We start from the raw sequence: 20,514 nt of genomic DNA, 5'->3' as shown, positions 1-20,514 counted from the left end.
GATCGCGCCGCGTATCGGCAGAGCCTGTTGATGAGCTGAGCGGATACCTGATGTCCCTTCGCACCGACGCGTCGGTGTCCCGGATCCCACCAGGCATCAAAGTTGGACCCGGCGTTGAGCGGCGCCCCGGGTCTTGACGATCCGGGGCGCCGCCGACTTATTTGATGATGACCGGGGTCGAGAGCAGTTCGTTGTCCGCTGGGAGCGCGTCGCGGCTCGGGCTCGGGTCGGCCGAGGCCCGGAAGGTGAGCTTCCCGTAGGCCAGGTCGTCGCTGGTGACGGTGTAGGTGAACGAGAATCGGGTGGTCTTGTTGCTGCTCGCGGCCGGGACTGGCTGGGTCAACGCCCCGACCGGCTGGTAGCCCGATGTGGGAGTGCTGCGTTCGAGTTCGACCCGTACGCTCTCGTCGTACCGGGTGTTCCGCACGTGGACGTCGACTCCGATGGTCTGCCCCACCCGCGCCGTCGTGGGCACCGTCATCCGCACGATTGCGACGTCGTGGGTGCGCACCCGGATCACGTGGGTGGCGGACGCGGTCCGCCCGTCAGGCGTTCGTACCGTCAATCTGACCGTGTGATCGCCATCAGCTGTTATCTGGTGGACCGGATTCGGGTCGGCCGACGTCGTCCCATCACCGAAGTCCCAGGCGTAGGAGGAGATGCCCGCACCCGCCGGGTCATTGACGGAGCTGCTGAAACTGATCCGGTCGTACGAGTTGGGTTCGCTCGGCCAGTAGGAGAAATCGGCTATGGGTTGCTTCGCGGCCTCCAGTTGGAATGTGTGCACGTTGATTCCGTCCGCCGCCACCTGGAAGAGGTACGTCGTACCCGCCTGCGCGCGGAAGGTCAGCGGCCGATAGCTGTAGAGGGTGGTGCATTCCGACATGGCCAGGTCGGTGAGCGAGGAGCCCGTGTACACGGCCATGCCTGCATAGCCGGGGCTCGTTCGGGCCGTGATCGACTCGGTGGTCGTCGGTGTGTACGAGTACCAGGCCGTACGGGTCGGGGTGAAACAGGACGAGGGCTCGCCCGTCTCCCGGGTGGCACCCTGGTAGTCCTGCGCCTCGGTGTAGGGCAGCGCGCCGACCGGGATCGCGTCGGCGAAGTCGTCGTTGGTCGGCGGCAGGACCTCCTTGACCGAGAACCGAAGCGAACCGCCCCCGTCGCGGCCGTTGCCGCAGCAGTAACCGGCCATGAAGCGGTAGGTGGTGCCAGCGTTGGCGGTGAAGGCGAGCCGCGCGTCCTGGCTGTAGTAATTGTCGTTGCAGCCGACCAGGGTCAGTGCCCCCTGGTCGCCGGTCCAGGCGGAGAGCACTGTGTTGTAGTTGCTGCCGATGGTGTCGGCCTGGATCCACATGTCCCGCGTCGGGGTGAAGCTGAACCACACCGATCCGTTGTTGTAGCACCCGGTCGGATCGGTCGGGTCGGACGTGGCGTCGCTGGTGTCGATGGTGGTGGTGAAGGGAATGGACTCCACCGCGATGGCGGCGAGATAGTCGTCGTTGGTCGGCGCGGCGAAGGCGGCGGTCTGCCCCCCGAGCAGCAGAGCGATCACCCCCGTGAACGCGACGACGAGCCGTGCCACATTCCGTCTGACCACTGCAAATCCTCCTAATTCCCGTATCCCGCCACGTCTGGCGCTGTCGCCAGCGGAGGGATACCGGTGGTACGGATACGAAGAAGGGCCTCTCTTTTCACGTCGGCGGCGCGCGAACGCACCGATGGAATCCGAAGTCTCTGCGTGAGAGGGTTAAGGGGTCGCTAAGGGTGTGCTAAAGCGTGGCTGACCGTTAGACCTCGTCCGTGTCGCCGATGTAGCGATGGGGGTTGGTGGCGGTGTTGTGGGCCCGTGGTCGTTGGGCGGCTCGTGCAGCCATCGGCGACTGGCGGGGTTGGCGGTGAGGGTCCAGACGGGTCCGGCGGGGTGCTCGCCGTGCAGGCCGGTGGCGAAGGGCATGACGGTTGGGACGCCGGCGAGGGCGTCGATCAGGCGAGGGTGGCGACCTTCGCCGAGAGCGACCTCGGGCCCCTCACCGCGAGCCCCAGCGGTGACCGATCGCCGATCGCCCGGCCCGTCGGTGACGGGCCAGGCGTGGGGTGTCACGGCAGCGTACGGATCCGCAAGGTCACCATCCAGACGTCCTTGTCGTACGACGAGTTGGTGCCGGCGACGACGAGGCCGTCGGGCCGGATCGCCACGGCGTTCGGATACGTCACGGTCGGGTACTGGTGCACCTCGACGAGGTCGGACGTGCGCAGGGCCGGGTGGTAGTACGGCGCACCCGAGGGAACGAGAACTTCGGTGCCGTCCGGGGTGACCGCCAACTGCGCGACCGAGCCACCGTCGGTCCGGCTGATCGCCCGCTGGACTAGCCCTGTCGCGGTGGCCTCGAAGCGGACCAGCAGGGCGGGGCTGGTGCCCGTCGCGCCGGCGATCAGCACGTCGGGCTGAGCGGGTGAGGTGGCCAGCAGCATCGCCGAGCTGATCCGCTCGTCGATGGCGTCGACTGCGTTCACGTTGAACCTGCCGGTCGCGAGGTCGACGCGGCCAATGCCCGCCGTGGCCTCGTTCTCGCACCCCGACGAGACCCAGAGCTGGCCGGCCGCGAAGGCCATGTCCTTCGGGCACGTCATGGTTCCATCGGTCTTCCCGGCGAACTGCCCGTCCAGTTCCCCACGTGTCCAGGTCCACAATCCTGAGCCAGTCCTGGTCGCCGGCGGCGATGTAGAGCTTGCTGCCATCTGGGCTCAGCGTCATCCCGGCAGCCCCCCGGTGCGATGCCTGCAAGGGTGCGAAGGACGCTGCCGTTTAGGTCGGTCACGATCAGAGCGTCGGTGCCCTTGCCCCCCGTGATGCAGACCCGGCTGCGCGCCTCGTCCACCAGGATGTCGCCGAACCGGGAGTCGGTGACGTAGCCCGGGATCGGGATCTGGGCGTTCACGTCGGTGCTCGGAGGAGAGGTGGTGGTGCTCGGAGTCGTTATCGGGCTGGCAGTGGGGTTGGACGTCGGGCTGAACGTCGGCGAAGGGCTGGGATGTGGCTTTCATCCCGGCCGCGGGGACTGCGGCGTCTTGTCGGCCTTGGACCCCGCCAGCGCGCCCGCCGAGCTGCAGGTGAACGATGCCGGCGCGGCGGCTGGGGGCAGCCTCGATCAGCTCCCGCCGTCCGGTTGACGCCAAACCTAGAAGTTGATTGGGGGGCTGCATGGACACGGCCGTCATCTGGATATCTGCCGACATCGATCCCATCGAGCCGGCTGTGGTGAAGTGCCTGGACTACAGCCGCCGGCGAGGCTACCGGTTAGAAGGCATCGTGCGCGGATCGTGGAAGTCGGTGAGTTGGATGGTGACAAATCGTGAGGTGGCCGTGGTCATCATCTCCGACTGGGCGTACCTGCCGCCGGCCCCGATGCCCCGAATCGAGGTAGCGGACGATTGACCACGCCGCGGTGGACGGGCACGGCCCGCTGCGGATCGGTATGGGTGGTGGGATGCAGGAGCATGCCGAGCGGGCCGAGGGTGTCAAGGTGCTGGTTGTCGCCGGTGGTGACGTCGACGAAGCGGTGCACGGCGTCGATGGCGTGCAGGGTGGCCAGCCGCAGCCGCAGCCGCAGCCGCAGCCGGGGCGAGCGGTGCGAGGGGAACAGGGCTCGGGTCGAGTCGGCTTAGCGGCGTCTTAAGTGCCCGGACACGGCGGGTGCCGGTTTGTGCAAATAACACAACACGAAGACCATTCTCATAACTGCCCCCACCTGCACGACTCGGTGGACGAACACTGATAGCAGCGGATTCGGCACGCTCCCACGGGCGTCCATCGGGGTCAGCTCCACGCTGTCGGCGTAACGTCCACGCCTCCTGGTTCGCCGTACTTCATGAGTCGTCATGCCCCTTGACGTAGACGCCCCGCCCAGGCTCTCCATACACGACGCTTCTGGAGTGCAGGACCAGAAGTGCACGCTGCACGGTTGCAACGGAAACGCTGTAGAGCTCCGAGAGCTGACTGTAGGAAGGAATCTTGGACTCGGGTGGGTACTCGCCGGTCGCGATGCGGGCGGCGATGTCGTCCGCGATTTGGCGGTAGCTCATTCGTCGGGGCATATCACTCCTGGGTCGGCGCCCCGATGAGATCACGGGCCCTAGCTCCACTCAACCTCCGACCGACTTAGTGAACTAGGTGCACCTGCTGTAGGCGCGAGTGGTGTCTTGTGATCCTGGGTTGGCGCCAAGGGGCACGGACCGGCTCGGTCGGGCTCGGGCCAGGTTCGGCTCTCGGCCCCGGTTCGGCAGCCGAAGAGCCCGCTCGCCGCGATGCGACACGGTCCCCGCCTACGCCCACACCAGTTGCCAATGACGGCGCCCGGATCCGCACTGCTATGGGAAGGAGCAGGCGAGCAGCCGTGAACCTCGGCCCGGATTGCTTGCACCGGTTCTACGGCCTGACGGCCAGCGCCGTCTGCGGTGGCAGGGGGCCCCACATCGGCGCCCGGGTCGGACCCGGACATATCGTTCTGGAGGACCGGGAAGGCGCATCACTTTCAGATCTGGTTTCAGCTCTCTCGTGCTTCTTCGGCGTTCGTTGACAGCACCGCGCCGGGGTCGACAAGACGCAGGCCGACGCCGCGCACCGCCTGGATCCGCAGCGGGCAGTCCAATTCGTCGAGCTTGCGGCGGAGTCGCTTCACCACCGACCGCACGTCGCCCCGGCCGCCGAGGTGGTCGTTGCCCCAGACCGCGCGGTGCAGTGACTCGAAGGTGCGGGTGCGGCCGAGTCGTGCCAGCAGAAGGTACCGAAGCAGGTCGTGCTCAAGGGGTGACAGGGGCACGGTGCGCCCGGACCAGGTGGCCACCCGCCTGTCCGAATCGACCTCCGGAACGACATCAGCCGTTCCTATCAGGGCGCGCGAGAGCGGCTCGACGACGCGTGGATGGACTGACGGGGCTTCGGCGGGCGGTGCGCTGCCGACAAGTAGCGACAGGAGCTCCTCCGGCGACGAGACCAGCAGTACCGCGGCATGGCCGGTCACCAGCGACGCCAGGCGCACTCTCTCCTCCGTTGAGGAGGCGATCGCGATGACCACGGCCGCGTCGTCGGCTCCCAGTAGACGCTCCATCCGGACGTCCTCAATGGACTTTTCCCCCCGAGCGAGAGTCATCTTTCTCCTTACCTGTGGCCTACTGCGTTCCGCCTGCGTCGCGGGCCCGATTGGAACAGGAGCAGGCGCTGGTAGGACCCGGAACCACCCCCAAGCCCCGTGGGTGCCGCGTGGATCACGTCGGCTACCCGAAAGGATCATATGAACTATGTGAATGAACCATCAAGCACGGAACGTGAGCAACTTGCCACTAGCAGCTGCCAAGATTGACAGTTATCGCCGGGGCCATGACGAAGTTGGGCAGAAATTGCCTATCGGTTCCACGTGGAGTGTCGGGCTCATACGCTGTGTGCGTCGACCAGCAGCGATACGGCAGGCCGTCGGAACAGTGACCTCGCCGATCTGATCAGGCGACTCGCCGACGAGGAACCCCTCCTGGCGCTACACCGTCGAGACTTGGCTTTTCCTTTAAACCTCCGGTGTCCGGCGGGTTCGACGATCCTGTGTGGACGCGCCGTGCCGTGCAGGCGGAATACGACCATCATTTGATGATCTTCGGGTAACTCGATGCGCCCGGACGCATCAACCTCGCCCGACCGGCTGTTCTGCCACGTCTACGGCCAGTCGAAGGGTCAGGCCCAGCTGATTCCCGGCTGGCCGTACTCGTTTGTCGCCGCGCTGGATTCGGGTCCCACCAGCTGGACGGCGGTGCTGGACGCGGTCCGGCTCGGACCCGCCGATGACGCCACCGCCGTGACCGCCGACCAGCTCCGCGACGTCGTCAACCGCCTCATCGCCGCAGGGCACTGGCGCGACGGCGATCCTGAGATTCTGATCGTCGCCGACGCCGGCTACGACATCACCCGACTGGCGTTCGTCCCGGCCGATCTGCCGGTGCAACTGCTGGGCCGCATCCGCGCCGACCGGGGACGACGACTACCAAAGCCACCCCGACTGCCCGCCGGCACCGGCCGTCCGCCCAAACACGGGCCCGAGTTCCGCCTGGACAACCCGTCCACCTGGCCGGCGCCGCAGCACCACACCACCGCCGAGACCAGCCGCTACGGCACAGTCAACGCCTGCAGCTGGGACCGGCTGCACCCGCGGTTGACCCGCCGCACCTGCCGGATCGACCACCACGGCGACCTGCCCGTCATCGCCGGCACCCTGATCCGGCTACAGGTCGCGCGCCTGCCCGGCGACCGCGACCCTTAATTACTCATCGCTCGCCCCTGTCGGAGTCATGCCGTGTCGCAGAACCCGCCATCTCCTGGGTTTGGGACGAGGACCCGGAAACGCCGCACGGTTATGAGGCGCCGACCATCAGTTAGCCGCGAGTTGACCGGAGTGCTCCCGAGTTGCCCACGCCGCCGGGTAGACCCACCTGTGCCGCATCATCCAGGTTGGTCAATAACCCACGACCGTGGGGTGTCGTGCGCGTCCTGTCTCTGCGGCGCGCTAGTACATGGAGGTTCCGTGCACACACGAACCAGGCATGTGAGACGCGCGTCAGTCGTGACAGCGGCTTTCGCGGTTCTCGCGACAGCGATGGCGAGCGCATTACCCGCGTCCGCCGCCCCGTCGACCACAGCACCGTCGGCCAAACCGGCCGACAAGCTCACCTCGGCCGTCGAGAAGACGCTCAGCACGCACGACTCGGCGGACTTCTGGGTGAAGCTGTCGGCCAAGGCCAACCTGGACGCGGCACCGAACATCGCAGACTGGGGTAAGCGCGGCCAGTACGTCTACGACGCGCTCACCAGCACGGCCAAGACGTCCCAGGCCGACGTGATCCAGCAGCTCGAGGCGAACGGCGCCGACTACGAGAGCTTCTGGATCAGCAACCGCATCCTCGTCGAGGACGGCACGATGGAGCTCGCCAAGGAGCTCGCCGCGCAGTCCGAGGTCAGCCAGATCACCGAGACCACGAAGTTCGACCTCGTCGAACCGGTCAAGCGCGAGAAGGCGCCGGCGAACGCCCCGGCCACGGCCGAGTGGGGCCTCGACTTCATCAACGCCCCTGAGGTCTGGGCCCAGGGCTTCACCGGCGAGGGCATCGTCGTGTCGAGCGTCGACACCGGCGTCCAGTTCGACCACCCGGCGCTCGCCGACGGTTACCGCGGTCGGCAGCCCGACGGGACGATCGTCAACGACTACAACTCGTTCGACTCCTCCGGGCGGTGCGGCGCCGGCAACCCGTGCGACGTGAACGGGCACGGCACCCACACCATGGGCACCATGATGGGCGACGACGGCCAGGGTAACCAGATCGGTGTCGCGCCCGACGCGCAGTGGATCGAGGCCAACGGCTGCGACACCTGCTCGGACGCCGACCTGCTCGAGTCCGGTCAGTGGATCACCGCGCCGACCCGCACGGACGGCACCGACGCCGACCCGGCGATGCGGCCGCAGGTCGTCAACAACTCCTGGGGCGCGGTCGCCGCCGGGGCCATCGACGACTGGTACCAGGACATCACCGACGCGTGGGCTGCCGCCGGCATCTTCAGCGCCTGGTCGGCGGGCAACAGCGGTCCCGGTTGCCAGACGACCTCCTCGCCGGGCGCGAATACTACGAACTACTCGACGGGCGCGATCGATTCCTCGGGCCGCATCGCGTCCTTCTCCTCGCGCGGTCCGGGTGAGGGCGGCGGAATCAAGCCGAACATCTCGGCCCCGGGCGTGGCCGTTCGCTCCTCGGTCCCTGGTGATGGGTACGCCGTCTACAACGGCACCTCGATGGCCGCCCCGCACCTCGCCGGCGCCGTCGCCGTACTGTGGAGCGCCGCACCGGCACTGATCGGCGACATTCCGGGCACCTGGGAACTGCTGAACCAGACCGCCCACAACGTCGACGACACCTCGTGCGGCGGCACCGCCGAGAACAACAACGTCTACGGCGAGGGCACGCTCGACCTGGCCGCGCTGATCGACGCTGCGCCGATCGGTGACATGGGCACCGTTGCCGGCACCGTCACCGAGACCGACGGCGACCCGATCAGCGGGGCGCGCGTGACGGTCGACGGCGAGCACGACCGTACCGTCACCACCGGCACGGACGGCACGTACTCCGCCCGCGTTGCCGTGGGCGACTACCAGGTCTCGGCCTCGGCGTTCGGCTACCTGCCGTCTGCCCCGACCGGCGCCACGGTCACCGTCGATGCGACCACCACTGTGGACATCGACCTCGAGGCCGCGCCACGCCACACCGTGTCCGGCACCGTCACGGACGTCGCCACGGGCAACCCGTTCGTCGGCACCACGGTGAGCATCTCCGCACCGATCGGCCCGGTCACCACCGACGCCAACGGCGCGTTCGCGTTCGCCGACGTGCCCGAGGGCACCTACACGATCTCGATCGAGGGCGGCACCTGCACGAGCACGTTCTCGCAGGAGGTCGTCGTCGACGGTGACGAGACGGTCACCGCCGAGATCGCCCGTCGGTACGACGACTTCGGGTACTTCTGCACTGTCGGCAGCGACGGGGCCGCCACGGGTGACACCCAGGTGAACCTGAGCGGTGACGACGCGGCGGCCACGGTCCCGCTGCCGTTCTCGTTCCCGTACTACGAGGGCGACTACACGACGGCGTACGTGACCACCAACGGCCACGTGAACTTCGCCGGGCTCTCGAGCGCATACAGCAACACCGCGATCCCGAACAGTGCCGCACCTAACGCCGCGATCTACCCGCTGTGGGACGACCTGTACTTCGACGCCTCGTCGGGCCTCTACACCGCGACCACCCAGGTCGACGGCGTGGACGCGTTCGTCCTCGAGTTCCGGAACGTCACGTTCTACGCCAACCGCGCCGAGCGGACGAACTTCTCCGCGACCCTGCTGGAGAACGGTGAGATCGAGCTCGGCTACGGGGCGAACTCGGGCGGAGCGGCGGCCGGCAGCTCGGCCACGGTGGGTATCGAGAACGAGAACGGCACCATCGCCCATCAGTTCTCCTACAACACCCCGGCGATCAACGCCGGAATGTCGATCCACTACGACTCCGCGCCACGAGGCACGGTGGCCGGCACGGTGACCGACCGGAACACGGGTGCGCCGATCTCCGGCGCGACCGTGGCGGTCTCCTCCGAGGCCCAGAGCAAGACCGTGACCACCGGAGCGGACGGCGCGTACTCGACGTCGGTCCTCACCGGAGGCTACTCGGTCAAGATCACGGCGCCGAAGTACGAGGCTGCCACCGGCTCGGTCATGGTTACCGAGGACAGCACCGTGAGGTTCGACGCCGCGCTGGCCGCGGGCATGGTGACCATCGCTTCGGACGGCGACACGCACGCCGAACTGCCAATGGGCGGTTCGCACACCGAGGATCTCACGATCACCAACAAGGGCACCGCCCCGGCGTCGGTCGAACTGGAAGCCCGCAGCGGCGAGTTCGCGCCGCTCGCCACGGGTGCTCTCACGGCGGTGAAGGGTAAGGCGACCGTCCCGGCGTCGGCGGCCCCGAAGGGGAAGCTGTCGGCGGCCGGCTCGTCGATGTCGCGTTCGAACGTCAAGGGCCAGACGATGACGCCTCAGGCGGCGCCGGTCCCGGCCGACGAGATGACCATCACGCACTCCGCGTCGCAGGCGATCATGACCGGCAACTCGGCGTCGTGCAACAACGGCCTCACCACCCGGAACAACTCGTACCTGCGGACGTTCACGCTCGCCGACTTCGGGCTCAACGGCCTGGACGTGTCGAGCGTGTCGTTCGGGGTGGAGACGAACCAGGGGAGCCAGCCGCTCACGGTCAACCTCTACACGCTCGAGGGCGAGCTGCGGTACGCCAACATGACGCTCATCGGCTCGGCCGACGCCACGGTCCCAGCCGGTAACGGCACTCTGGTGACGGTCCCGGTCGAGGGCGCGGTCCCGTCCGGTGCCACCCTGGTGGTCGAGGTGAGCGTCCCTGCCGATGGCTACTTCTTCATCGGCTCGAACAACGCCGGCCAGACGGCTCCGTCGTACATCGCCTCGGTGGACTGCGGCATCTCCGAACCGGCCGACACGTCCTCGATCGGCTTCCCGGACATGCACATCGTGATGAACGTGACGGGTAGCACGGGCGGCGCTCCCGCGGACTGGGTGTCCTTCGACAGGCCGTCCGTCACGCTCGCGCCGGGCGAGTCGGTCACGGTGGAGGCGACCATGTCGGCCGACGTCGACCAGCCGGGCGCGTACTCCGCCGCGATCAGTGCCAGCACCAACACGCCGTACAGCGTGGGTGAGGTGCCGGTGTCGATGAACGTCACCGCCCCGAAGACGTGGGGCAAGGTCACCGGCACCGTCACCTCGGCGGCCACCGGCGAGCCGTTGGGTGGCGCCATCGTCCAGGTGACCGGCGGCAAGGGATACCGCCAGACGCTGGTCACCGAGGACGACGGTACGTACGCCTACTGGATCAACTCGACGGTGAGCCCGCTCACGCTGGTCGTCGCGGTCCAGGGCTACGCGCCTGAAACGGCGAAGGTCACGCTCAAGGCTGGCAAGACGGTCACGCAGGACTTCTCGCTCGACCCGCTCCGGTAGCGCGTACACGGGGCGCCGTAGCACGCGTCCCGTAGCGTGCGTCCTGTACGACGGCGGCCCGGTCACCATCCAGGTGGCCGGGTCGCCGTCGGTCATCGAACGGACCTGAGCGGCCTGCTCCGCGGGCATCAGGATCAGGGAGCCCCCCGACTCGGTGACCCCCGGTCGACGTGACGACGACCGTCTCGTCGGTGACTAGCACCGCGTCAGGGGTGGCCGAGCTGCTCGACCAGCCAGTCACGCACGTCATCGCGGACGGTGTCCGGGTCCCGCACGGCCGTACGCAGCAACCGCTGCATCGCCTGCGGATCGGCGTGACCAGCCCGTTCAGCCAACGACCAGCAGGTCTCGCGTTCTGTGTTCGACAGCAGCCCTTCCACAAACTGCGCCGTGCCGGGTAGGCGCCGGACGCTGAGGCGGGGAACCGGGCGAGGCGAGGCCGACTCGCCGACCGGCTGCTGCGCATCACCACACTGGGGCTATCGACGGGGGCTTTCGCGCAAGAACCCGGTAATCCCCTAACGCCGAGCGCCACCCATGCCCTAACCCGGCGAGGCAGGGCTGGGGTTCACCCCCGATGCCCGATACCGCTGTTCAACCTACGGTCGATCGTGGGTCGGACGATCTTGCCCGGACCCACGTCCTAGAACAGTCATCGAGGGGACCGGCAACATGAGCGAAAGCGCCCGCACAAACTCAACCGCCGACGTGAACTCCACCTCTGCCGCCGATTGGACCGGCAACACGGGGGTAACTGCCGACGCGAACTCGACGACCAGTCTGGAGTCCACCGCCAACGCGGGGTCGACCGGCGAGATGGGCGTAACCGCTGAGACGGTGGCGCCGCAGACCCTGCAGGACTTCGTATTCAGCCTGCTCACCAACGTCGACGCCCGGGCGGCGTACGAGGCGGACCCGCAAGGTGCGCTGGACGGCGCGGGCATCAACGACGTGACCCCGGCCGATGTGCAGGACATTGTTCCGCTGGTCGCCGACTATGTTCCTGTCCAGGGCGTCACGTCCCTTCTGGCCGGAGACAGCCTCGGAGCTAGCGCGGGTGCCACCGTCGACGCACTGGCGCTCGGCGGCGTGGCCGGCACCATCGAGGGCACCTTGGGCGGCCTCGGCCTCACCGGTGTGACCGGCGACGTGGGCGCCACCCTCGACAGCGTGAGCCTCAGCAGCGTGACCGGCACCCTGGACAACACCGTCGGTGGACTCGGTGTCAGCGGCGTGACCGGTGACCTCGGCGGGACTCTCGACGGCGCGGTCGGTGGGCTCGGTGTCGGTGGCGTGGCGGGCGATCTGGGCGGCACGGTGCATGGCGTGACCGGCCTGGCCGGCGGCGTCACCGGTGACCTCGGCGGGACTCTCGACGGCACGGTCGGTGGGCTCGGTGTCGGTGGCGTGACCGGCGATCTGGATGGCACGGTGCATGGCGTGACCGGCCTGGCTGGCGGCGTCACCGGTGACCTCGGCGGGACTCTCGACGGCACGGTCGGTGGGCTCGGTGTCGGTGGCGTGACCGGCAACCTGGGCGGCACGGTGCACGGCATCGGCAGCATCGCGGGGGACCTCGGTGTCAACGGCGACGCGCAGGCCAGCGTGGATGGCGGGCTCCTGGGAGCCTGACCGGCGGCCTGCCTTGAGCTGGGCCCTTGAGTAATGCGGGGGCTGGGTCGCGTTCCATCGCGCGGTTCCCGGCCTCCGCAGGGACTTTGCCGGGGCCCTCGTTGACACGCTGTGTGGTTGGGCGGGCGCGACCCCGGCGGGGCCGTCGCTGCGCCGGGCCGGCTCTTCGGCAGGGGGCTGGACCGCAGGAGCGCGAACTTCATGATCAAGCGCCGCGGGGAACCCGGACACGCCTCCTCGGTTTCAGCTACGCCGCCGGGGAGTATTTGTTGATCAGGCCATTGGGGATCTTTCCGTCAGGGCCGACCGGCCTCGGCCGACTGTGTGTTCGACCGGCGCCGGACGGTCTCCGAACTCGGCCGCGGGTCCCCGTCGTCGCGCCGGCGCTGCCGTGGTCGCGACGTTGGTCGTTGCTCGGTGGCCTTCTCCACCGCCTCGGCGGCCGCGACGGGTGGTGTGGTGCGGCTCGCCGCGGTGGTTACCAGATCCGGCAGGTCCCGCCCGTCCACCAGGGGCAACTCTCGCGTGACTTCCGCGATCGGCACCTCGCCTGCCAGGTCGGCGACTCGGGCGACACCTGCCCGTCCCGTCGCGGTTCGCGGCGTCGGTGCCGCGCGGCGGGTCGTCGCCGCCGGCGCGGTGTCGGCCGGCTCCGCGACGGAGCCTGGCGCGTCCGTGGTCGACGGCGGTTCTGCCCGGCTGGCGGCCGACCGGCCTGGTGTGTTGCGCGGCGTTCGTTTCGGTGGGGCTGCCGGCAGGAGCGGGGCGAGTTCCGCGTGCAGCGCCACCCAGTCGGAGGCGCGGGGCGCGTCGGGCTGATCCGTGGTCGAGGTGGGCTGACTCTTGCCTTCGGGCCGCTCCAGCTGCCGGTCGGTACGGTCCGGCGTCGCCGCCCGGGACCGCTCCGATCCCGGTCGCTCGTCACCGTCGCCCGGCTGCTGAACGGCGTCCCCGGCTGACTCTGGCCGCGTTGAGCCGCCGGAGGCCTCGTCCGCGGCAGGGGCTACCGGGGCCGCGTCCATGAGGGGCTCGGGGGCGTGGGTGATCAGCCGCTCCGGGGCGTCGGCGAGCAGCCGCGCGGCCGAGGCTAGCGCGACGGGGTCGGGGTGCCCGGCCCGACGCCACCGCCGGCGGCGGCCGCCAGCCGGCAGGTTCCCGGCCAGCACACGCGCTGGTGCCAGATCGGCGGCGATCAGCGCGGTGAGCCCGTCGTAGTCCGCCTGCTCGGCCAGCCGCAGGGCGATCTCGTCGAGGTCGTACACCGCCAAGGCGATGTCCGCGGTCGTGGCGTCCAGTGCTCGGCTGATTTTGCGGCGCAACACCTTTCTGAGCGCCGCCTGCCGCCGCTCGGCGCGAATCTGCGCACGGGCCGCGTCGAGCGAGGCGTACAGCCCAAGGCCGGGATCGGCCTTGGCCAACGAGCGGGCGCGGCGGGTCAGCCACGGGTGTCGCAACCAGTGCCCGACCGGTTCGTACCCCGGCGTCGTGGGTGGCAGCTGCTGCCTGGCGCGCAGTCGGTCCCGGCGCTGATTCTCGCTGCTCATCAGCCACACCAGATAACCGAGCAGCGACATGCCGGCGTAGAAACCGCCTTCGAGGTGGTTGCTGTGAGCCAGCCAGTTGAAGACGACCGCGGCGGTGGCGATGCCGGCTGACAACACCCGGGACAGCATCGCCCCTTCGCCAAGCCGACGGCGTACGTCAGCGTTCGCCAGCACCACGACGCCGCCCAGCTCCAACGCCCCAACCGCGGGAAGGGCGACGTACCACGGCATGCCGAGCCCTTCCATCGCCCCGGACACCTGGCCACCGAGCGCGATCAGCAGCACGACAACGTAGAACCCGGTGCGCAGCACGGCAACCTGCCGCACCGCCTTAGCTAGCTCCGCGTCCCACATCTCCGGCGCCTGACGCCCCGCCCTTGGCGCCTGAGGCCCCGCGAATTGGGTTTCCGCCGGTCATCCGAATCTGGTCTGGTCCGTGGAACACGCCGAGCAGGTTCCTCTCTCACCCCGGCCCGACCTGTCCGGCGCCGCGGCCGCCGACCCGGCGGTGCCGCACGCCGAGTCGTACCAGAGCCGCGCTCCGGCTGCCGGCCGTCGTCCGCCGCATGCTACAAGGTTGCGGGCTGAATTGGGCTTCTCAGGTGCCACGCCGAGTGCGTCGGGTCGCCCCTCCCGCGCCACACCTACGGTGAGCAGCTTCGTCTCGACTTCCTGCGGCGAGCGACCGTAAACGTAGCGGTGCGACCCCCGCCGCCGGGCTTGGACACGAAGTACGCCGCCGTCCACCGGCCGTTCTTGCGCAGGTAGATCCAGTGCCTGAGGGGGTCCGCTGGTCGTGGCAGAGTGTGCAGCTAGCGCCTTGGGTGGGGTGCATTACTGTCGCGGCGTGGCGGAGTTTCGAGCGCATATCGGAGTGCACTACGGCTTCCTCGAGATCGCCGATGATCAATCTTGGGGTCGGACCGATTGGGCTAACGTGTTCTTCGGCAGGCGCCCGACCGGCCTCATCGCCACCTCTCCGGGCGAAGTTTTCCTCGTCACGGGTCGCCATACCGGCACCGTCGGGTTCACGGTGAGGGTCAACGATGGCGACCCAGGGCCTGACCTGGAGGGGTTTGAAGACGTGGTGGAGGTGCCGTTCGAGGCGCTCCGGTCGGAGTTGAGGCTCTTTCAATGGGCCGGAGAAAAGTCACACACGCTGCCGCGGCTGTCGGCCGGGCCCGGCTCGTACCGGATGCGCTACCACTGCCGGGGGATGGACGAAGCTGGAAATAGCAGCAGGGATTACTGCGAGGTTGTTGACGAGTACCTGCTGCAGATCTGGCCGTCGCCCGCCGCGCCGCCTGCCACGCTCAAGGCGATTAGCCGAGAAGGACGTCGCCGGATCTTCGAAAGCTGACTGGCCCGCTCTCCCGACACTCGCCCAGGCATGGCTGACAGGCGAAGGTCAGCGACCGCTTTGCGGCCGGCAGCCGCGGCGAGTCATCCAGCGTGCCGTGGGGCGAGGGCAACAAGGGGCCAGTCGGGGCCACGAGAGACTGCCGAGACCAGGCCGCCGCGCCCGTGGCGGTACAACATCGACCTCGCGGCGCGGCGGCTGCTCTACGACGCCGGCGCAGCGCGCAGGACGCCGTCTGCCGAGCCGTCATCAACTGCCCGCGGGTCAGGAGCCGGCGCCCGTCGGGACGAGGAAGACGAACCGGATCGCCGGGTTACGCGCGGTGAGCCGTCGTCTGGCCTCGTCAGCCACGTCCTCGATGTCAGCGGCCCTGACCTGGTCGGCAAAGTCGATCTTCGCGACAACGAGGATGTCATCGGGGCCGAGCTGCAGGGTCAGCAGCTCCACAATGGCTTGCACGTTTGGCAGGGCGGCCAATTCCCGGCGAATCTCGTCCTGAACTGGCTCCCTTGCTGACCGGCCGACGAGCAGGGCGAGATTGTTGCGGGCCAGAATGGTGGCCACCACGAGGAGCAGTACACCGATGGCGACCGATGCGATGCCATCCCACACCGCATCACCAGTCCACTCGGCAAGCCCCAGGCCTGCACCAGCTATCCCCAGGCCGATCAGGGCGGCGCTGTCCTCCAGGAACACCGCCTTGATGGCGGTGTTGGGCGTGCGCCGCAGGACCCTAGCCGGGCTGATGCCCCAGCGCTTGGCCCGGCGCCGTGCCTGGCGCACCGTCCGCATCAGGGACACCGACTCCAGGACGAAGGAGACGACCAGCACCGCGTACGAGACGAAGTAATCTCCGGTCTCCTTGGCCGCTGCGATGACGTGCACGCCGTGGGTGATGGAGAAGCCGGCACCGCTGACGAAGGTGAAGACCGCGGCGAGCAGGGCCCAGATGTAGCTCTCCCGACCGTAGCCGAAAGGGCGCCCGGGATCGGCCCGGCGTCCGCCACGACGCAGCGCCACGAACAGCAGCACCTCGGTCGTGGTGTCGGCAAACGAATGCGCGGCTTCCGACAGCATGGCCGCCGACCCCGAGAGCAGACCCGCAACCACCTTGGCCGCGGCGACAGCGACGTTGACGCAACCGGCCACGATCACCGTGCGGACGCTCTGCGACCGCCCGTCCGATTCGGTCATGCAGCCAGGCTATGGGCCGGGTGTCGGCCGGGCGGACAAACCGACAGGCACACGCGGGGTCCCGCGTCGCGTCGTTGATGCGACTACCCGGTCGCTCCGGATCTTCAAGGTCAGAGCAGAGATCGAGAGCAAGTTCGGTAAGGCTCTTCACAGAGGGATCATTCCCGCTCCCCACCCTCGGCGGGGCGCTGCCCCGCACCCCAACCCTCCCTCAGAGACCGCAACAGGTCTCCTCGGCCGGGCACCTCAAGGGCTGCCCGAGAACCCCGGCCAGGTCAAGGCCAAGCCGCTACGCGGTCGCCTCCGGCGAGCCTTGACCCGACCGAGAACCATCGGGCAGGAACAAGCCTGTCCGCCGAGGAGACCCGCCACCGCACAGCCCGCTTGACAGCCGCCATTGAAACTCGTCCGGTAGGACGCTCCACCTTGGCCCCGTCCGGGGAGGCGGGACGGTCTACGACTGCCCGACGAGGAGATCCGCTAGACCGCCATCGCTGTACTGAGGACGTCCTCGATCGGTCCGAAGAGGAGCAGCTGCGCGCAAAGGCGGCTCGACGTGCCACGGACGCCGCCCGGGAGGTGCAGCGCCGCCCGTAGCGGACGTGCGATTCTGTGGCTTGCGCCCGAGGGTCCCGAGCTTCTCCGGAACTTGACAGAGTTCGTGGTTGTCAACGTGCACATCTGCCCCGAAGCGAGCGTCACGTTGCGCGATGGCCGTGCGGTGCGCGCGACGTGCGCGGACATGCCGATGAGCGGATGGTTCGTCGATACCGGCAGTGACATGTTCAACCTATGGCGGACAACTTGTTTACTTCCGGGCCCTCCGCCTTTGACCAGCATGGGCGAGGTCGTACATGTGACATACGGGGCCGACCCCTGCTAATCCTCATCGCCGCCACGGTCTTCCTGGTCCGCCTCGCAAGACCCTGACCGCCTGCCTAGACCCCAGGGAAGATAGTCGATGGGCTAGCTTCCCTAGCTAGCCGCGATCCGCCGGCCCTCCCGGCCGTCGGTAGATGTCCCCGAAGGTCGTCCTTGGCTGGGCGTCGAGGCGCGGCCGATCGGCAGTACATAGATCGTCAAGCTGAGCATAGGAGCAAAAGGGTGCACTTGAGGCAGACCATGATCCCCTCCATCGTGGTCGCGGTGGCCATGACAGTGGCGGGATGCGGAGGAGCCACCGAGTCCGGCGCGGCGAGCGCTCCGAGCCAAAGCGCCAGCGGGGTCCCATCGACCCCGCCGCCCTCGGCACCCGCAGGGAACAAGCTTGGCGATGCGATTCCCTTTGACGAGAACACCTCGATCATCACGTTCTACGGTTACAAGCACAACGCCACGCAATTCGGAAAGCCATCAGATAGTGCCTATGTCTATGGCGCGATCGACCTCAAATACTGCCTCAAAAAACTACCCAAGGGATACTCCGCTGTCTCGATTGGCACCTCAAACTGGGTATTGAAATTCGGGGACGCTTCAATCAAAAGCACTGGCCACGCTGGCGGCAAAGGCATGAAGCCCGAGTATCCCGACCGGAAGGAAATTAAGGTCGGGACCTGCGTTCGTGGTTGGCTTGAGTTCAAGGTACCCAAGGACGGAAAGCCGACTGCGGTGGAATATACGCCAGCAGGGGCTCCCGAACCAATCACTTGGACTCCGTGACCTTACCGTTCCAGCACCTGCGGCTGAGAGCCGGCCGAGGCACCCGGGCCGACACGGGCGCGAATCATCGACCTGACCCGGACGACCTCACCTTGAGATTTTTACTTGGGGCAGGTGTGTTTGTGTACAACAGTTATTGCGGTTGGGGCAGCAATAACTGTCCAGCTCATGATCGGTCGGCGGTTGGCGGTCGGGGGCCCGGTGCGAGCCCGGTTTGGGGGAGCAGCTTGGGAGCAGCGGGGTGCCCTGAACGGCCTTGAATCGCGTCTACAGCCGCTGCTCGACCAGATCGGCGACCTGCGCGACACCGTGATCACCGCCGACGCGCTGCACTGCCAGCGTGAGCACGTCGACTACCTCGCCGAACGCGGCGCGCACTGGATCCTGACCGTCAAGGGCAACCAGCCGAGCCTGCACAGCCAGCTCGCTGGCCTGCCCTGGCGGGCCGTGCCGGACGCCACCCGCGACACCGACCGCGGGCACGGCCGCCGCGAGATCCGCACCTTGAAGGTCCTGACCCTCTCCACCGGCATCGACTTCCCACACGCCGCCCAAGCACTGCAGATCCGCCGCCGCAGACGTCGCCTGGACCAGCCGAAACGCTTCACCACCGAGACCGTCTACGCCATCACCGACCTGCGCGCGCACCAAGCGAAACCGGCGCAACTGGCCACGTGGATCCGCGGCCACTGGTCCATCGAAAACAAGATCCACTGGGTGCGGGACGTCACCTACGACGAAGACTGCTGCCAGATTCGCACCGGAACCGGGCCTGAGGTCATGGCCGCCCTACGCAACGCCGCCATCGGCGCCCTCCGCACCGCCGGAATCGCCAACATCGCCGCCGCCAACCGACATCACGCCCGCGACAGCACCCGGCCCCTGGCCCTACTCGGCATCACCTGACGACTTTACCGGGGCCCTGCGCGGGCATGACTCTCGATTCAGACTCACCCAAACTGCTTGGCCCACCCGCCACGCCGCGTCAGCTCGTCACTCGTTGCGAGGACCCTGGGCATCGTCTTGTCGGCACCGGGAGGCGCGGCAGCGTGGTACGACTGCTTCAGCGCTGCCACGAAGCCGACAGAACGGGCGAGCCGATGACGACGAGCAGGGCGGGCGAGCTGGTGCGCTTGCCTGGGGATCCGCAGATGGCAACGTTCCTGGAGCTGTTCTTCGACCTGGCGTTTGTCTTCGCGCTCACCCAACTCTCGCACGCGCTGATCCAGGATCTCACCTGGAGCGGCGCCTTCCGGACGCTGTTGCTGCTGCTGACAGTGTGGCGAATCTGGTTCAACACGGCGTGGATAACCGACAGGTTCGACCCGCAACAACCGGCGATGCAGCTGCTGGTCATCGCGACTTTGGTGGGCAGCCTGGTGATCGCGATCGCGCTGCCCGACGCGTTCGGCAGGCAGGGCCTGGTCTTCGCAGGGGTATTCGTCGCCCTATTCATCGGCACCAACATCTTCCTTGTGATCGCCCTGCGGGGCCACGCATCGCGGCGCACCTCCGCGCGGATACTGTTCTGGTACGGCGTGGCCGCGGTGCCGTGGATCGCCGGGGCGCTCTCGCATGGGACGGCGCGTGTGGCGCTGTGGACACTCGCGCTGGCCGTGGGCTACGCCGCATACGCGCTCCGCTACCCCACGCCGGGGATCGGCCGCACCCCCCCGTCGGATTTGCCGACCGTGGCCGAACACCTGTCCGAGCGCTACCGGCAGTTCTACATCATCGCGCTCGGCGAGTTGATCCTGGTCACCGGACTGGCGCTTCGCGGCACCGCCTTCACGCCCGACCGGACCGCTGCGTTCCTCGTGACGATCGCCACCACCGTGCTGCTGTGGCGGATCTACATCTACCGCGCCGGGGAACTGGCGGCCGCAGCCATCAAAACGGCCCCCGACCCGGCCCGCCTTGCCGGATCGACGTCATACGCCCACCTGGTCATGGTGGCCGGCATCGTCGTCACCGCCGTCGGCGACGAACTCGTCATCACCCACCCGTTCGGACATACGCCACCGGCCTGGATCGCCGTCATTTTCGGCGGACCCGCGCTCTTCCTCGCCGGGCGCGCCGGCTTCGAGTACGCGGTCTTCGCCCGCGTATCCCGCGATCGACCGATCGGCCTCGTCGTGCTGGCCGCCCTGACACCGGCGATGCTCCTCCTGCCGCCACTGCTGGTCGCCCTCGCCGCCACCGCAGTCCTCGCCGGGGTCGCCATCTCCGACGCCACTCGCGCCCGAGCACATCCAGCCGAACCACCGTCGCCACCAGGAGCACCATCGTGACAGGTCGCGGGCAGCTACCCCCCGGTCCGATCCACACAGAGTCCCGGCCGGCCGCCGGCTGTCCGCCGGCACGACTTTGCCGGGGCCCTGCTAGCGCCGCCCGGCATCTCGGGTCACCGAGCTTCGTGGCGGCGCATTCGCCGGCCGGCCGGGCGCGGCTGACTCGATAGCGCACGATGGTGCACGGCGTTCGTTTTCGAAGACGTAACGGAGAA

15 protein-coding genes and 1 pseudogene are annotated in these 20,514 nt (G+C 68.2%); 8 read left to right on the top strand and 8 right to left on the bottom strand.

Annotated features, from left to right (window positions below; translation table 11 throughout):
• Positions 1-157 precede the first annotated feature (157 nt).
• Positions 158-1,600: a PKD domain-containing protein gene (locus tag GA0070607_RS00310; RefSeq protein WP_172898954.1), complete on the bottom strand. Its 1,443-nt coding sequence runs from the start codon at positions 1,598-1,600 to the stop codon at positions 158-160.
• 500 nt (positions 1,601-2,100) lie between these two features.
• Positions 2,101-2,634: a hypothetical protein gene (locus GA0070607_RS00300; protein WP_157743037.1), complete on the bottom strand. Its 534-nt coding sequence runs from the start codon at positions 2,632-2,634 to the stop codon at positions 2,101-2,103.
• A gap of 571 nt (positions 2,635-3,205) precedes the next feature.
• Between GA0070607_RS00300 and GA0070607_RS00290 the strand changes: the two genes are divergently transcribed.
• Positions 3,206-3,439 carry a hypothetical protein gene (locus tag GA0070607_RS00290; RefSeq protein ID WP_089016362.1) on the top strand — a complete coding sequence of 78 codons (234 nt, stop codon included), beginning with the start codon at positions 3,206-3,208 and terminating at the stop codon, positions 3,437-3,439.
• Here the strand turns inward: GA0070607_RS00290 and GA0070607_RS34035 are convergent.
• The 3 genes from GA0070607_RS34035 to GA0070607_RS00275 all read right to left on the bottom strand — a co-directional run bounded on the left by GA0070607_RS34035 (position 3,375) and on the right by GA0070607_RS00275 (position 5,111).
• Positions 3,375-3,647, bottom strand: coding sequence for a hypothetical protein (locus GA0070607_RS34035; RefSeq protein ID WP_408630933.1), 273 nt, complete (start codon positions 3,645-3,647; stop codon positions 3,375-3,377). The two genes, GA0070607_RS00290 and GA0070607_RS34035, sit on opposite strands and share 65 nt — an antisense overlap.
• Positions 3,648-3,870: 223 nt before the next feature.
• The gene (locus GA0070607_RS00280) at positions 3,871-4,086 is read right to left on the bottom strand and encodes a winged helix-turn-helix domain-containing protein (RefSeq protein WP_408630861.1); all 216 of its coding nucleotides are present in this window, start codon (positions 4,084-4,086) and stop codon (positions 3,871-3,873) included.
• A gap of 461 nt (positions 4,087-4,547) precedes the next feature.
• Positions 4,548-5,111, bottom strand: coding sequence for a helix-turn-helix domain-containing protein (locus GA0070607_RS00275; RefSeq protein WP_089016359.1), 564 nt, complete (start codon positions 5,109-5,111; stop codon positions 4,548-4,550).
• A 549-nt stretch (positions 5,112-5,660) separates the two neighbouring features.
• Here GA0070607_RS00275 and GA0070607_RS00270 point away from each other — a divergent pair.
• Positions 5,661-6,308 carry a transposase gene (locus GA0070607_RS00270; RefSeq protein WP_197701212.1) on the top strand — a complete coding sequence of 216 codons (648 nt, stop codon included), beginning with the start codon at positions 5,661-5,663 and terminating at the stop codon, positions 6,306-6,308.
• A gap of 300 nt (positions 6,309-6,608) precedes the next feature.
• Positions 6,609-10,619 (top strand): carboxypeptidase regulatory-like domain-containing protein, encoded by a 4,011-nt coding sequence (locus tag GA0070607_RS00265; RefSeq protein WP_197701211.1) that lies wholly within the window; start codon positions 6,609-6,611, stop codon positions 10,617-10,619.
• A gap of 181 nt (positions 10,620-10,800) precedes the next feature.
• Here GA0070607_RS00265 and GA0070607_RS34260 read toward each other — a convergent pair.
• Positions 10,801-11,008 (bottom strand): annotated as a pseudogene (locus GA0070607_RS34260) (transposase); the annotation flags it as partial.
• 283 nt (positions 11,009-11,291) lie between these two features.
• On the opposite strand from GA0070607_RS34260, the gene GA0070607_RS00255 reads away from it, so the two are divergent.
• Positions 11,292-12,251, top strand: coding sequence for an IniB N-terminal domain-containing protein (locus tag GA0070607_RS00255; RefSeq protein ID WP_157743036.1), 960 nt, complete (start codon positions 11,292-11,294; stop codon positions 12,249-12,251).
• Positions 12,252-12,547: 296 nt separating this feature from the next.
• On the opposite strand, the gene GA0070607_RS00250 is transcribed toward GA0070607_RS00255, so the two are convergent.
• Entirely contained in the window at positions 12,548-14,149 is a 1,602-nt protein-coding gene (locus GA0070607_RS00250) for a hypothetical protein (RefSeq protein ID WP_157743035.1), read from the bottom strand.
• Positions 14,150-14,642: 493 nt separating this feature from the next.
• Between GA0070607_RS00250 and GA0070607_RS00245 the strand changes: the two genes are divergently transcribed.
• Positions 14,643-15,155: a hypothetical protein gene (locus tag GA0070607_RS00245; protein ID WP_157743034.1), complete on the top strand. Its 513-nt coding sequence runs from the start codon at positions 14,643-14,645 to the stop codon at positions 15,153-15,155.
• Between the two features lie 264 nt (positions 15,156-15,419).
• Here GA0070607_RS00245 and GA0070607_RS00240 read toward each other — a convergent pair whose 3' ends face one another.
• Complete coding sequence (locus GA0070607_RS00240) at positions 15,420-16,349, bottom strand: cation diffusion facilitator family transporter (protein WP_089016354.1); 930 nt, start codon at positions 16,347-16,349, stop codon at positions 15,420-15,422.
• Positions 16,350-17,471: 1,122 nt separating this feature from the next.
• Here GA0070607_RS00240 and GA0070607_RS32170 point away from each other — a divergent pair.
• The 3 genes from GA0070607_RS32170 (at position 17,472) to GA0070607_RS00225 (ending at position 20,299) form a co-directional block, all read left to right on the top strand.
• Positions 17,472-18,008 carry a DUF4352 domain-containing protein gene (locus GA0070607_RS32170; protein WP_157743033.1) on the top strand — a complete coding sequence of 179 codons (537 nt, stop codon included), beginning with the start codon at positions 17,472-17,474 and terminating at the stop codon, positions 18,006-18,008.
• A gap of 309 nt (positions 18,009-18,317) precedes the next feature.
• Positions 18,318-18,914, top strand: coding sequence for an ISAs1 family transposase (locus tag GA0070607_RS00230; protein WP_231930676.1), 597 nt, complete (start codon positions 18,318-18,320; stop codon positions 18,912-18,914).
• Between the two features lie 245 nt (positions 18,915-19,159).
• Positions 19,160-20,299 (top strand): low temperature requirement protein A, encoded by a 1,140-nt coding sequence (locus GA0070607_RS00225; protein ID WP_231930673.1) that lies wholly within the window; start codon positions 19,160-19,162, stop codon positions 20,297-20,299.
• Positions 20,300-20,514 lie beyond the last annotated feature (215 nt).

Origin of the sequence: Micromonospora coriariae (assembly GCF_900091455.1) — a bacterium.
GTDB lineage: Bacteria > Actinomycetota > Actinomycetes > Mycobacteriales > Micromonosporaceae > Micromonospora > Micromonospora coriariae.
The sequence above is the reverse complement of the archived record's forward strand: the minus strand, read 5'-3'. Positions and strand labels throughout refer to the sequence as shown.

What these genes read in the sequence shown, in the direction of transcription:
- GA0070607_RS00280 (WP_408630861.1), bottom strand. Translation starts at nt 4,086, where the DNA reads ATGAGCTACCGCCAAATCGCGGACGACATCGCCGCCCGCATCGCGACC.
- GA0070607_RS00290 (WP_089016362.1), top strand. Translation starts at nt 3,206, where the DNA reads ATGGACACGGCCGTCATCTGGATATCTGCCGACATCGATCCCATCGAG.
- GA0070607_RS00240 (WP_089016354.1), bottom strand. Translation starts at nt 16,349, where the DNA reads ATGACCGAATCGGACGGGCGGTCGCAGAGCGTCCGCACGGTGATCGTG.
- GA0070607_RS00300 (WP_157743037.1), bottom strand. Translation starts at nt 2,634, where the DNA reads ATGACGTGCCCGAAGGACATGGCCTTCGCGGCCGGCCAGCTCTGGGTC.
- GA0070607_RS00250 (WP_157743035.1), bottom strand. Translation starts at nt 14,149, where the DNA reads ATGTGGGACGCGGAGCTAGCTAAGGCGGTGCGGCAGGTTGCCGTGCTG.
- GA0070607_RS00255 (WP_157743036.1), top strand. Translation starts at nt 11,292, where the DNA reads ATGAGCGAAAGCGCCCGCACAAACTCAACCGCCGACGTGAACTCCACC.
- GA0070607_RS00225 (WP_231930673.1), top strand. Translation starts at nt 19,160, where the DNA reads ATGGCAACGTTCCTGGAGCTGTTCTTCGACCTGGCGTTTGTCTTCGCG.
- GA0070607_RS32170 (WP_157743033.1), top strand. Translation starts at nt 17,472, where the DNA reads ATGATCCCCTCCATCGTGGTCGCGGTGGCCATGACAGTGGCGGGATGC.
- GA0070607_RS00270 (WP_197701212.1), top strand. Translation starts at nt 5,661, where the DNA reads ATGCGCCCGGACGCATCAACCTCGCCCGACCGGCTGTTCTGCCACGTC.
- GA0070607_RS00275 (WP_089016359.1), bottom strand. Translation starts at nt 5,111, where the DNA reads ATGGAGCGTCTACTGGGAGCCGACGACGCGGCCGTGGTCATCGCGATC.